Origin of the sequence: Morganella sp. HSTU-ASny43, from assembly GCF_022819185.1 — a bacterium.
GTDB classification, from domain to species: Bacteria; Pseudomonadota; Gammaproteobacteria; order Enterobacterales; family Enterobacteriaceae; genus Morganella; species Morganella morganii.
This window is the reverse complement of the sequence record NZ_WSPG01000012.1, coordinates 48,885-62,524: the sequence shown is the minus strand read 5'-3', so window position 1 is coordinate 62,524 and position 13,640 is coordinate 48,885. Positions and strand designations below refer to the sequence as shown.

The following is a 13,640-nucleotide window of genomic DNA, read 5'->3' as shown; positions in this document are numbered from 1 at the left end:
GGATAATAAAAAAATGCCCCGAAAACAGGGCATTTTTTAGTTTTTTACAGGTTTCGGTAATAACCGGCTTATACCACCGCTTTTTCTGCGGCTTTTTCAGTCCTATGGTCATAGCGGAAAGTGAACTGGAAAATAATCGCCAGCACCACAGTATAAGAGGCGAATATCAGCCAGATTGACTGCCAGTCTTTCACGCCGTCCACCGTGAACATATCCACAACCTTACCGCTGACAATCGCACCGGCATAGGCTCCCACACCGTTAACCATCATCATGAACAGTCCCTGCGCACTGGCGCGGATTTTGGAACTGACGGTTTTTTCAATGAAAATCGAGCCGGAGACATTGAAGAAATCAAATGCACAGCCATAAACAATCATCGACAGCACGAGGAAGAAGAAACCGATTGATACCGGCTCACCAAAGGCAAACAGACCAAAACGCAGTGTCCAGGCAATCATACTGATCAGCATCACGGTTTTGATGCCGTAGCGTTTAAGGAAATACGGGATCGCGAGGATAAACACCACTTCAGCCATCTGTGAGACAGAAAGCAGCACAGACGGATACTGCACCACCAGCGTGTCTTTATATTCCGCGATACGGCCGAAATCATGCAGAAACGGGTTACCGAATGTATTGGTGATTTGCAGCACTGCGCCGAGCAGCATGGCAAACAGGAAAAACACCGCCATGACCGGCTGTTTAAACAGCACAAAGGCATCCAGGCCGTAACGCTGTGCCCAGGTGGTCGTACCGGTCTGTTTTACCACCGGAATTGCCGGCAGTGTCAGTGAATACAGTGCGAGCAGCAATGATGCGCCGGCGGCAATATAAAGCTGCATATTGCTCAGCTCGAATTTCATCAGACTGACCGCCCACATCGCCGCGATAAAACCGACAGTACCGAACACCCGGACAGACGGGAAATGCGTAACCGGATCGAGGTTATATTTTTGCAGGCTTGCGTAACTGACGGAGTTTGACAGGGCAATGGTCGGCATAAAGGCCATCGCATTCAGCAGCATCACCCAGAATAGTACATTCACATCGGTGACAGTTGCGGCATAAAAGAGTGCACCGGCGCAGATCAGGTGACACAGGCCGTAAAGCCGGTTCGCCGGAATGAATTTATCGGCAATAATCCCGACCAGGCCCGGCATAATCACCGCCGCCAGCCCTTTGGTGCTGTAGATCCAGCCCACATCAGCCCCAGTAAATTTGAGGGTTGCCATCATATACGAGCCGAGGGTGATTAACCACGCGCCCCAGATGAAATACTGGAGGAACAGCATCGCTTTCAGTCTGACTTTTATATCCATGGGTATCTCCGCTGAGATAAAGAAAAAAAGGCCGCCGACGTCCCATGATGTCAGGGCGGCCTCTGAACGACGGTTTTCTTAATGTTATACTGAGAAAAAGAAAACCACACTTAGCTGATGATTATCTGATTAAAAACGGGAAATAATACCGGTAACCAGCTTCAGGAAAGTGCTTTTCACCCGCTCAGCGGTTTCAATCACTTCGTCGTGGCTCAGCGGCTGGTCGAGAATACCGCACGCCATATTCGTCAGGCAGGAAATCCCCAGGGTTTCAATCCCGGCGTGGCGCGCCACCAGTGCTTCCGGAACGGTGGACATCCCCACCGCATCCGCGCCCAGTGTGCGGATCATCCGGATTTCCGCCGGTGTTTCATAAACCGGACCGGTCCACCAGGCGTAGACACCTTCGCGCATGGTCACACCCTGCTCTGCGGCTACCGCTTTGGCGATACCGCGCAGATTTTTGCTGTACACTTCACTGACATCCAGAAAGCGCACACCGAGATCCGGATTATTCGGCCCGATCAGCGGATTATTTGCCGTCAGATTGAGGTGGTCCGTGATCAGCATCAGGTCGCCCGGGGCAAAACCGGTATTTACTGCACCACAGGCATTGGTGATGATCAGCTTTTCGATACCCAGCGCTTTCATCAGACGCACCGGGAAGGTAACCTGATCCAGCGACACGCCTTCGTAATAGTGGAAACGGCCTTTCATCGCCACCACGGTTTTGCCGCCCAGCGTGCCGATAACCAGCTCATTGGCATGGCCGACAGCGGAAGAGCTGGCGAAATGCGGAATATCGTTGTACGGAATGCGGACAGCATTCTCCAGGGTATCGGCAAACGGTCCCAGGCCGGAGCCTAAAATGATACCGATAGTCGGTTTAACAGTGATCTGCGCTTCGACGAACGCTTTGCTTTCTGCGATATCAGCGGTGAGATGCATTATTTATCTCCTGAATTTATCCGGGATGTAACAATTGATGAAATGTATGCCGCGATTGTAGATCAGATGTAAACACGGAAACAGGATCTTCTTCTCAATATGAGAAAAAGGATCCGGATACAATGATGAATAACAGACAGTGCCCCGTGATAAAAGGAGATTCGGGCTTATGACGTTATCCGGCATACTCAGTGAATTCCGGTCATCCAAAAACTCCAAAACCCGGAAACTGAAAACCCTCTGGCAGCTGATTCTGAATGACGGGCCTATCCGAGCGGAAACGCTGTCAGAAAAAGCCAACATGAATGGCGCCACCTGTGCGCGGCTGCTGGATGAGCTGAGCAGGCTGGGCCTTATCAGCGCGGCAGAACTGGGGCAATCCACCGGCGGGCGCAAACCGATTCTCTACAGTGTCAATCCGGACAGAGGGCGGCTCGCCGGGATTGAAATCAGCAATATCTATTCCACGATTGTGCTGCAAAACCTGAAGCTGGATGTGCTGGCGACCTGCAAAATCAAAGCTGCCGGACAGGAAACGCCGCAGGTGCTGCTGGAGCGTCTGCTCACCCGGCTGTTATCACTGCTGGAGGAAAATCACCTCAGTACGGATGATCTGCTCGGTATCGGCATTGCGGCGGATTACACCCTGCCTCCCGGCAGTGACCGCCGCGCCATGAATGATTATCTGATCCCGTTACTGCGTGAGATGGCGGAAAGCCGTACCGGATGTCAGGTGACTATCGGCAGCGGGGTGAATTTTGCCGCACTGGCAGAATACCGGCTGCGCCACAAAGAGAGCCGCCGCCTGTTTTTCACCACCTGTGACGCGGAGATCCGCAGCAGTACCATTCTCAGCGAGCCTGTCCGCTTTATGCCGCCGGGCTCGGAAAATGCGTTCGGGCATATGACGCTCGATCTCCACGGCCGCACCTGTGAATGCGGCTCGTTTGGTTGTCTTAATCAGTACAGTTCGCTGGAAGCTATCCGCAAAACCGTGATTCAGCATCTGCGGCGCGGCAAACCCTCCGTCATCACCTCGCTGGTCAGTGATGAGCAGGAGATTGATTACCATGTGATTTTTAAAGCCCTTGAGCTGGCTGATCCAATCTGTACCGATGCACTCGAAGAGGCTGCTTATTATTACGGTCTGGCAATCGCCAATACCATTCTCTCCTTCCAGCCGGATGTGGTGGTCTGCGGCGGGACGCTGACCCCGAAACACACTTTCTTCGCCACTGTGCAGAAAACCGTGGCGCAAAAACTGGCCGGATTCCTGCAGATTAACACCCGGATAGTGCCTGCGTTTGATTCCTATGAAGTGGTTTCTCAGGGAGCCGGCGCGATGGTGCTGGAGAGCCTGCTCAGTGATACGCCCTGATAATCCTCTGCCGGGGTTTTCCTGAACAGGTATCCGCATAATAACCTGCGCAGTGTCGCCCTCACTGCGCTATCTTTCCCTGAATCCGCCGTCAGCGTTATATACAGGATTGCCAAGCCGCCGGATGTCCGTATACTGCCGGTATTTTCATCAGAAAATAATAAAAACACCTGTTGTCTTTTAAAGGAAAAACTATGTTTAAAAAAATCGCCCTCACCCTGATGCTGCTGGCCGGCAGTATGATGCTGACCGCCTGCGGCAGTGATTCCCCGCAGGATGTTGTTAAACAGTTCTACAGTGCTGTTGAGAAAAAAGATGCGGATAAAGCTTATGATCTGCTCGCCATCCCGGAAAAAGATAAACAGAAAAATGAGATGGAAATCAAAGGCAAAGTACAGATGATTGTCGGTGATATGGCGCGCCGCATTGAAGGCAACGGCGGCGTGGAAAGCACAGAAGTGAAATCCGTCGATATTGATGAAAGCAAAAAACGCGCAACCGTCATCCTGACAGTCAATTTCAAAGACGGCAAACAGAAAGATGAGCGTTTCATGCTGACAAAAGATGAAGGCGACTGGAAAATCATCCTGCGCTGATGAGACATACACTCTGCGCCGGGTTTCTGCTCCCGGCGCTGCTGACAGCCGCACTGCCGCTGCAGGCAGCAGTACCGCCGCCCGGCATTCAGAGCGGTGACCTGGTTTTCCGTGACGGCGGCGAAGCCATCAGTGATATTGTCAGAAGTATCGATAACAGCGGTTTCAGCCATGTCGGTATTGTTGATATCACACCGGAAGGGACTTATGTTATCCACGCCACCCCGCAGGAGCACCCGGACGGTATCAGCGGCGTGAACCGCGATCCCCTTGATTTCTTTATTGAACACGCCAAAGACGGACAGGTTGCCTGGTATGCCGTACAGGCAGACAGTGAAAATCACCGCCGCGCCCGAGATAATGCCCTTGCGCAGCTCGGCACGCCTTTCAGCATCAACCCGCAGGACGGGCTGTACTGCACACAACTGGCAGCAGATACCTGGCAGTCGGCCGGGGTCACGATCATCACCGGCAAAACCCGTCTGAGTTTACCGCTGGCGGAAGAACCGTTAATCTTACCGGAAAATATTACCCGCTCGCCGCAACTGCGCCGTATTCCGTAATACCGGCCTCCGCGCGGCGGCAACTGCAATACAGGGAACAACATGGAGTTAATTTTTCTGGGCACCGGTGCCGGTGTTCCGTCGAACAACCGCAACGTCAGCAGCCTGGTGCTGGATCTCAAATCATTACAGCGCGGCCTGTGGATGTTTGACTGCGGCGAAGGCACTCAGCATCAGATCCTGAAAAGTCCGGTCAAAATCCCGAAACTGGAAAAAATCTTTATCACCCACCTGCACGGCGACCATATTTTCGGCCTGCCCGGCCTGTTATGCAGCCGCTCCATGGGCGGATGTGAGGAACCACTTACTCTCTTTGGCCCGCAGGGACTGGCGCAGTTTGTTGAAACTGCACTGACACTCAGCGGCTCGTATCTGACTTTCCCGCTGGAGATCATTGAGATAGATGAGGAAGGGGTGATTTACGATGACGGACAACTGAAAGTCAGCGCTTACTCACTCAAGCACCCGGTGATCAGCTACGGCTACCGGATTGAAGAGCATGACAAGCCCGGCGCACTGGATGCACAGCGTCTGAAAGCCGAAGGCGTGCCCGGCGGCCCGTGGATGCAGACCCTGAAACAGGGCGGCGAAGTGACACTGGATGATGGCCGGGTGATTTGCGGGGCGGATTATCTCGGCGAACCGCAGCGCGGACGTCATCTGGTGATTTTCGGAGATACCGCGCCGTGTGAAAATGCGCTGAAACTGGCACAGAATGCAGATGTGATTGTGCTGGAAGCCACACTTGACGGCACTATGACAGAAAAAGCCAACAGCCGCGGACACTCCTCCACCGTGCAGACCGCCACTCTGGCGCGTGATGCCGGGGTTGGTACGCTGATCGCCACCCATTTCAGCGGGCGCTACAGCGAAGAAGATTGTGAGCGTTTACTTCGCGGGTGTCAGGCGATTTTCCCGGCCACAGTGTTTGCCTTTGACCACATGGTGTACCCGCTTTAACCTGTCTGTCTCCGGCGTGATTATCACTGTTACACAGATTTTGATATAGTGAATGCTGTTTATTGTTTCATTCACTGCCGGAGGTTTTACCATGCTGCCCGCCCACGAGTACGCCAATGATCTGATTTTATTTGCGCTGATTGTGGATTGCGGCTCCTTCAGTAAAGCGGCGGAAATGGCCGGTGTCACCGGCTCTGTGCTCAGCAAACGGGTAGGACGGCTGGAAAAAGCCCTCGGCGCCCGTCTTCTCTACCGCACCACCCGCAGCCTCTCTGTCACGGAAAACGGCCGCGTGCTGTATCAGCATGCCAAATCCCTTACCGGCCAGGTTCACAGTGCCTTGCAGGCAGTCAGTGCCAACAGTGATGAACTGACCGGTCTTATACGTATGTCAGTACCCACTATCTCCGGAGAACTTGTTCTCAGCGACAGCGTGGCGGAATTCTGTGAAAAATACCCCAATGTGAAAGTGGAAATGCATCTGGAGAACCGGTTTGTTGACCTGGTGAATGAACGGATTGATCTGGCTATCCGTACCGGGATGATGAGTGACTCCAGCCTGATAGCCCGTCCGCTGATTGATTCTCACTGGGTGATCCTCGCCTCCCCCCGCTATCTGGAAAAACACCCCGCGCCGCAGAATCCGGAAGATTTACTGACACACAACTGCCTCACCTACACCTATCAGCAAAGCGGTACCTCAAACTGGCTGATGCGCCGCCCGGATACCGGTGAAATCTATGAATTGCAGGTAAGCGGTAATATCGCTTTCAATAATGCCCGCGCCATCCGCAAAGCACTGCTCAGCGGCCACGGTATCGCCATGGTGCCGCGCTGTATGGTGCATGAGGATCTGGAGGCCGGGTTGCTGACGGAAGTTCTGCCGGGTTACAGCGGCAAAAAACTCGGCGTGTATGCCGTATATCCGTACACCCGCCATCTGCCGGTCAAAATCCGCCTGCTGATCGATCATATTCAGGCGTCATATCAGGCAATCAGTCCTTATTTCGGCTGACAGATTCAGGATTGTTATCTATCTGTGATATTGATTAGTCGATTTTTGGAATTTCTCTATTGACCATTGTGGCCTAATTAATGTGACCCTGTCCTTTTATCATACAAATTAACCCATTAATTTACTGATAAATAACATTTTTTTATTTCCTTTTTTCACCTGATTTTCTGCGTTTTTCGTCATTTCCCGTCCGCATTCAATTGTTAAAAAAATGCAGCATAGATAATTCTTTTTGGTTGTGATTAAAATAATTCCGTAATGAAAATTTAACGAATCCTGCATACAACATTTATTTTTAAAACAATAATAATGTCAGAGGGCTTTATGGCTATTTTTTTCAGTCTTGCACCGATCGTGATGTTAATCTGGATGATGACAAAACGCCGCAGTATCCCTTCCTACATTGCATTACCTTTCACGGCCGCTGTGGTGTTCTGTATCCAGCTGTTCTGGTTTAAAACGGATCTCACACTGCTGAGCGCCAATATTGTCACCGCCTTTATTTCTGTGCTGACACCGATCACCATCATTGCCGGGGCGATTATGCTCAATAAGCTGATGCAGGTGAGCGGCGCGGAAAACGTGGTGCGCAGCTGGCTGGAAAATATCAGCCCCAATCCGGTGGCACAGCTGATGATTATCGGCTGGGCATTCGCCTTTACCATTGAGGGCGCAAGCGGGTTCGGAACGCCTGCCGCTATCGCCGCACCGATCCTGGTCGGTCTCGGTTTCCCGGCCATGCGGGTTGCCCTGCTGACGCTGGTGATGAACTCCGTGCCGGTTTCGTTCGGCGCCGTCGGTACACCGACCTGGTTTGGTTTTGCCAACCTCGGGCTGAGTGAGGAGAGTGTTTATCAGATAAGCCACTACTCCGCGCTGATCCACTTTGTGGCTGCATTTGTGATCCCGCTGCTGGCGCTGCGTTTTATTGTCAGCTGGCAGGAGATCCGCCGTAATATCGTGTTTATTCTGATCAGCGTGCTCGCCTGTACCGTGCCGTATCTGCTGCTGGCCCAGGTCAACTATGAGTTCCCGGCACTGCTCGGCGGAGCAATCGGCCTCGGGATTTCTGTCGTGACCGCCCGTGCCGGTATCGGCCTGACCCGTACTGAACAAAAAACAGAGAAAAAAGTGATCCCGTTCGGGCAGGTTATCAAAGCGATGACCCCGACCCTGCTGCTGATCGGCATTCTGATTGTCACCCGTATCCACCAGCTCGGCCTGAAAGGACTGCTCAACAGCACTAACGTGATTTGGGAAGGTACTCTGGGTTTCCTCGGCCATATCACACTGAGTGATGCACTGATTGTCCGCCTGAGCAACGTATTCGGCACCCCGGCGGCGGCAGATTATAAAACGCTGTATGTCCCGGCGCTGATCCCGTTCTTCCTCGTGGTGTTTATCGGTATTTTCCTGTTCCGCCTGAAACGGACTCAGGTAAAAACCATGTTTGTGCAGACCGCACAGCAGACCAACAAGCCGTTTATTGCCCTGTTCGGTGCACTGATTATGGTAAACCTGATGATGCAGGGCGGCGAAAATGCGCCGGTTTACATTATCGGCCGCTCACTGGCGGGAGCCACCGGTGAGAGCTGGATCTATTTCGCCTCTTATCTCGGCGCACTCGGCTCGTTCTTCTCCGGCTCCAATACCGTGTCCAACCTGACCTTCGGCGGGATCCAGCAATCCATTGCCCAGACCACCGGCCTGAATGTCAATTTAACCCTCGCGCTCCAGTCTGTCGGCGGTGCCATGGGGAACATGGTGTGTCTGAATAATATTATCGCTGTCTGCACCATCCTCGGCATTACCAACGCCGAAGGATCCATTATCAAAAAGACAGTGGTTCCGATGTTTATCTACGGCGTGATTGCCGCCGTGATGGCACTGATACTGACCCTGTAACCGGGCACAGTGCTGAGTTTGTTACATACATATACAGGTACTTAAGATGATTATTTCCGCTTCAACAGACTACCGGGCGGCTGCCGAATCCAGACTGCCACCCTTCCTGTTTCATTATATTGACGGCGGGGCGTATGCCGAGCATACCCTGAAGCGCAATACGGCGGATCTGGCGGATATCGCCCTGCGTCAGCGGGTGCTGCGCGATATGTCGTCTCTCAGTCTGGAAACTGAACTGTTCGGGGAAAAACTGGCGATGCCGGTTGCCCTGGCGCCGGTCGGGCTGACCGGTATGTACGCGCGGCGCGGTGAAGTGCAGGCGGCAAAAGCGGCAGCCAATAAGGGCGTTCCGTTTACTCTGTCCACGGTATCCGTGTGTCCGATTGAGGAAGTCGCCCCGGCGATTGAACGCCCGATGTGGTTCCAGCTCTATGTGCTGCGCGATCGCGGTTTTATGAAAAATGCCCTTGAGCGCGCCAAAGCCGCCGGGGTCAAAACCCTGGTCTTTACTGTCGATATGCCGGTGCCGGGAGCGCGTTACCGTGATGCCCATTCCGGGATGAGCGGCCCGAATGCCGCCATGCGCCGTGTGTTACAGGCGATGGTTCACCCGCGCTGGGCACTGGATGTCGGCGTGCTGGGCAAACCGCATGATCTGGGTAATATCTCAGTCTATCGCGGTGCACCGACCAAACTGGAAGATTATATCGGCTGGCTGGGGGCAAACTTCGATCCATCCATTTCCTGGAAAGACCTCGAATGGATCCGCGAGTTCTGGGAAGGTCCGATGATTATCAAAGGGATCCTGGATCCGGAAGATGCGAAAGATGCAGTGCGTTTCGGTGCGGACGGTATTGTGGTCTCCAACCATGGCGGCCGCCAGCTGGACGGCGTGCTCTCCACCGCCCGTGCTCTGCCTGCTATTGCCGACGCGGTGAAATCAGACATCACTATTCTCAGTGATTCCGGGATCCGCAACGGGCTGGATGTGGTGCGGATGCTGGCGCTGGGGGCAGATTCTGTCCTGCTCGGCCGTGCTTTTGTCTATGCCCTCGCGGCGCAAGGACAGGCGGGAGTCGAAAACCTGCTGGATCTGATTGATAAAGAGATGCGCGTGGCAATGACACTGACCGGTGCAAAAACCATCCGCGATATCACCCGCGACTCACTGGTTAATCTGCCGGGCTGATCCGTTTTTTATCTTTATTCTGAAGCCACTCCCCAGAGTGGCTTTTTTGTTTTATGTGGTTTCTCTGTGTGATTGACACGGTTAATTATGATCAAACTCACACAAAACAACATAAAGCAAAATAATTAGCTAATAATTAAACAGCATTAAATAAAATAAAATCCCGATATTACCAGCTAATCACACTACAAAAATCACACTTCTACACTATTTTACCCAAACCGAATCAATTCAGTGATTATTTCATAAACAATACGCCCTATTTTGATGTGTTGATTTACGTTGTTATACCAAGCAATATCAACAAAAAACAACAATAAGTTGTTACTTACCCTGAACCCCCTGAGGTCCGATTATGAAAAAAATTGTCATACTGGGCAGTAGTGGCGGGAACCTGTACAACCTCGGTGGTGCAGATCCTGAAAAACTTCTGAGCGAAATCTACACACAATGTCAGTCCGCCGGTGTTTCTGTTGCTGCCGTGCAGTTTATTGCAGCACAGGCGTCGATGGATGTTGCCAAACCCTCTACCGCTGCCGCGGTCTACACCCTGACAGAAGCAGATGCCGTGCCAGCGGTGACGTTCTCCGGCACCCTCGCAGAAGTCAATGACGCCGTGCGCGGCAGTGATGAACAGATTGCCCGGCTGATAGAACAGGGCGATATCGACGGCATCATTATTATGAGCGGCGATCCGCACAACGCCAACCGCCTGGCACTTCAGGCCGCAGCGGAAAAGAAAGTGCCGATCGCCGGTACCGGCGGCACCTCGATGGCCCATATCGCCGCCGCCGGTGCCAATGTGATTGCCACCTCGGGTACCACCGGCACCACCAGCAGAACCCGGGCTATCTCGTTTATCTCCTCCCTGTGTAAACACTGGGGTATTAAATTCCGTCCGGTTCTGGGCAGTGCAGGCAGCACCGGCGGGCCATCCGATAAGAGTCTGCTTAAGCGGATGAATATCCGCGGCATTATGATCCCCGCGCTGCCCGGCTTTATTGCCATGGCGATTGTACTGGCGCTGAGCCACATCCCGGGACTGGAAAGCCTGGATGCGATTTTCCAGCTGCTGCTCAAAGGGCTGCCGGTGATTGTGGCGGTGATTGCCGCCAAACAGGTCTCCGAACTGGATGAGGTTTCGATTGTTTCCGGGGTTGTCGCCGGGGTGCTCTCGGTCGAGGGTGGTCTGATCGGCGGGATCGCCGGCGGGATCATGGCGGGTATTTTTGTCCGTTACCTGTTTGCCCTGTGCATCAGCTGGAAATTTCCGATGACCACCGTCAACATCGTGGCAGGCGGGATTTCCGGTCTGGCCGCCGGTCTTATCATGTTCTATTTCCTCAGTCCGCTGGCGCTGCTGGCCGGTAACTACATCAAACTGGCGCTGGAAAGCACCCTCACCTTCAGTCCGGTTCTGGCGGGACTGCTGGCTGGTCTGGTTATCTGGCCTGCGATCCTCGGTGGTGTGTATCACGCGGTGATCCTGCCGCTGGTACTGCTCGAGATGGAAAAAACCGGTGTCAGCTTCCTCGGCGCGGTGGATATGGTCGGGCTGGTGATGGTTGCCGCCGGTATTAACCTGGCAAACGTCATTGCCCCGCGTGAACGCAGTGAGGCGGCGGTCGCCGCCCCGGGACTGCTTATCAATCTGGGATTCGGCACCTTTGTGGAATCGGCGTATCCCTTCATGTTTGCCAACAAAATCGTGTTCGGCGGTGCCATTCTCTCCGCCGGGATCGGCGGCATGATGCTCGGCATGTTTAATGTCAAAGGGGTGGCGTATGTCCCGGCGTTTGCCTCTCCGTTCTTATCCAGTAACGCACTTTACATGGCGCTGACCATGACCGTGATTCTGGTTTTAACCTGCGCCATAACTGTCATCGCCAACCGTTTCAGTGCCGTGACAACCGTGAAAGCCGCAGGCTGATGCAAAGACGACACAGCAAAGAATAAGTGTGAAAAATATCACACGCCAACACCAGGGCTTTATAAAAACGGCACCTCCGGGTGCCGTCATACAAAAACACAAAAAAAGTAATAAGAGGTTGATATGTTTATAGGTGATATGAATAAAAAACGTGAACAGGCCATGGCGAAAGTCAGAAATGCTATTGCGCTGCACAACGGGCAGACTCTGCTCAGCACAGGTATCACCGGTGATGACGCGCGACTGGCGAAAGCAGTGTGTGATGCCGGGGTCAAAATGCTGGAGCCGAACCATCCGGCGCTGGCGCTGGCACGCGGACACAGGGGCGTGAATAACATGCACGCTGCCGAACAGATCCGCCATGAGATCTCCACCGCGCAGATGGCGGAAGCCGTCAACGGTATCCGCAATGTGATCCCGGATGATGTCTTTATTACGGTCGGGATCGCCGGCGGATTCACCGAAACCATCCCGGTGCCGGTGACAGAAGAGGATATTTTACAGATCGCCCGTGCCGGAGCTGACGGCCTGCACACCCATAAATCCACTTTTGAGGATCTGGCAGATATTGTCAGTCTTGCGCACCGCTTCGGCCTGACCGTGGATGCCTACATCGGCCACCCGGACGATCTGCATACCTTTGGTATCCCGGCGGAAACCCCGGAAGAAGTCGCGGAAGTGGCGAAGAAAATGGAAGCCATCGGCGTGGATATGATCGGCCTGATGACCGGTATGAGCTACGAGGGCGTGGCTGCCGGTGAAATTCCGGAACAGATTAAAGCTCGGCTGAAAGCGCTGGTCGGCGCAGTCAGTGTCCCGACGCTGGCGGAAGGCGGTATTAACGTCGCCAATGCCAAAGCGTTTAAAGAAACCGGGGTGAATATTTTAGTGGTCGGCACCGCAATTGATAACGTGGTGTGTCAGGCGGCTGCACAGGTTACTCAATCCTTTATTCATCACAACTGACTGAATTTCCAATGCGGGGGCACCGCTCCCGCTGAGGCTCTTTATGACCACACTGGCTATCGATCTCGACGGCACGCTTTTACATCCGGATAACCGTATTTCAGAGGGCAACCGCCGGGCACTGCTGGCGCTGCCGCCGGAAACGGATATTGTGATCTGCTCTGCCCGCCCGCTGCGGGCAATTTTGTCTCTGACGGACAGCGCCGGGCTGCTTCCGGTGATCCGCGCTATCGGCGCCTGTAACGGTGCGGTGATTTATGACTGCCGTACACAATCCGTTCTGAGCCGGGCAACCCTGTCTCCGGTAATGTTATCCGCACTGCAAAACCTGCTCACCACCGGCTGGCATGCTTTCGGTGAGGATGCTCTGCTCTGTCCGCCGGGGGAAATATCAGAATACACCATTCATGAAGCTGAATTATTCGGCCTGCCAATACAAACGCTCGCGGCAGACGATATTTTCAGCCGGACAGATATCATTAAAATCACCCTGTGCGGAGAAGCAGAAGCCCTGCGGCAACGGGCTGAAATCCTTCGTCCGCTGTTACCGGCAAAGGTCAGCGCATTCTTTACCGACCAGCACTATTTTGAACTGGTTCCGGCATCCGTGAGTAAAGGCAGTACCCTGCAAATACTGACGGAGCGCGGTATTCTGCGGCCGGGTACCATCATGGCCATCGGGGATCAGGAAAACGATCTCTCTTTATTTGCCGCAGCAGATCTGCGTGTGGCAATGGGCAATGCCGTACCGGCACTGAAGCAGGCCGCCGGGTATATTACGGCTGACTGCCGGGAGGATGGCGTTGCTGCCGCACTTCATCATTACAGAGCGGCATTCCGCAACGACACATAATGCGCTAATATTGTT

General features: G+C 53.5%; 12 protein-coding genes. 10 read left to right on the top strand and 2 right to left on the bottom strand.

All coding sequences use genetic code 11. The features are described 5' to 3' along the window. Positions 1-68: 68 nt before the first annotated feature. Positions 69-1,322: a nucleoside permease gene (locus GN208_RS08540; protein ID WP_004235905.1), complete on the bottom strand. Its 1,254-nt coding sequence runs from the start codon at positions 1,320-1,322 to the stop codon at positions 69-71. Between the two features lie 129 nt (positions 1,323-1,451). Continuing rightward, positions 1,452-2,270, bottom strand: coding sequence for a purine-nucleoside phosphorylase (locus GN208_RS08535; protein ID WP_004235906.1), 819 nt, complete (start codon positions 2,268-2,270; stop codon positions 1,452-1,454). A 169-nt stretch (positions 2,271-2,439) separates the two neighbouring features. Here GN208_RS08535 and GN208_RS08530 point away from each other — a divergent pair, with 169 nt between their 5' ends. The 10 genes from GN208_RS08530 to GN208_RS08485 all read left to right on the top strand — a co-directional run bounded on the left by GN208_RS08530 (position 2,440) and on the right by GN208_RS08485 (position 13,625). Then, positions 2,440-3,648, top strand: coding sequence for an ROK family protein (locus tag GN208_RS08530; protein WP_004235907.1), 1,209 nt, complete (start codon positions 2,440-2,442; stop codon positions 3,646-3,648). 194 nt (positions 3,649-3,842) lie between these two features. Continuing rightward, a complete protein-coding gene (locus tag GN208_RS08525; protein ID WP_004235910.1) occupies positions 3,843-4,244 on the top strand; it encodes a DUF4878 domain-containing protein in 402 nt (133 codons plus the stop codon). Beyond that, positions 4,244-4,807, top strand: a complete 564-nt coding sequence (locus GN208_RS08520) for a YiiX/YebB-like N1pC/P60 family cysteine hydrolase (RefSeq protein ID WP_004235911.1) — start codon at positions 4,244-4,246, stop codon at positions 4,805-4,807. The genes GN208_RS08525 and GN208_RS08520 overlap by 1 nt, the downstream gene beginning before the upstream one ends. A 42-nt stretch (positions 4,808-4,849) precedes the next feature. Continuing rightward, positions 4,850-5,767 (top strand): ribonuclease Z, encoded by a 918-nt coding sequence (gene rnz, locus GN208_RS08515; protein WP_004235912.1) that lies wholly within the window; start codon positions 4,850-4,852, stop codon positions 5,765-5,767. A gap of 91 nt (positions 5,768-5,858) precedes the next feature. Then, positions 5,859-6,782 (top strand): LysR family transcriptional regulator, encoded by a 924-nt coding sequence (locus tag GN208_RS08510; RefSeq protein WP_015422508.1) that lies wholly within the window; start codon positions 5,859-5,861, stop codon positions 6,780-6,782. Between the two features lie 324 nt (positions 6,783-7,106). After that, positions 7,107-8,687, top strand: coding sequence for an L-lactate permease (locus GN208_RS08505; RefSeq protein ID WP_015422507.1), 1,581 nt, complete (start codon positions 7,107-7,109; stop codon positions 8,685-8,687). A gap of 46 nt (positions 8,688-8,733) precedes the next feature. Then, positions 8,734-9,876, top strand: coding sequence for an FMN-dependent L-lactate dehydrogenase LldD (gene lldD, locus GN208_RS08500; protein ID WP_004238839.1), 1,143 nt, complete (start codon positions 8,734-8,736; stop codon positions 9,874-9,876). A gap of 355 nt (positions 9,877-10,231) precedes the next feature. Beyond that, the gene (locus GN208_RS08495; RefSeq protein WP_004235916.1) at positions 10,232-11,806 is read left to right on the top strand and encodes a PTS sugar transporter; all 1,575 of its coding nucleotides are present in this window, start codon (positions 10,232-10,234) and stop codon (positions 11,804-11,806) included. Positions 11,807-11,929: 123 nt separating this feature from the next. Continuing rightward, the gene (locus GN208_RS08490; RefSeq protein WP_004235917.1) at positions 11,930-12,772 is read left to right on the top strand and encodes a hypothetical protein; all 843 of its coding nucleotides are present in this window, start codon (positions 11,930-11,932) and stop codon (positions 12,770-12,772) included. Between the two features lie 43 nt (positions 12,773-12,815). Further along, a complete protein-coding gene (locus GN208_RS08485; RefSeq protein WP_004235918.1) occupies positions 12,816-13,625 on the top strand; it encodes a Cof-type HAD-IIB family hydrolase in 810 nt (269 codons plus the stop codon). Positions 13,626-13,640 lie beyond the last annotated feature (15 nt).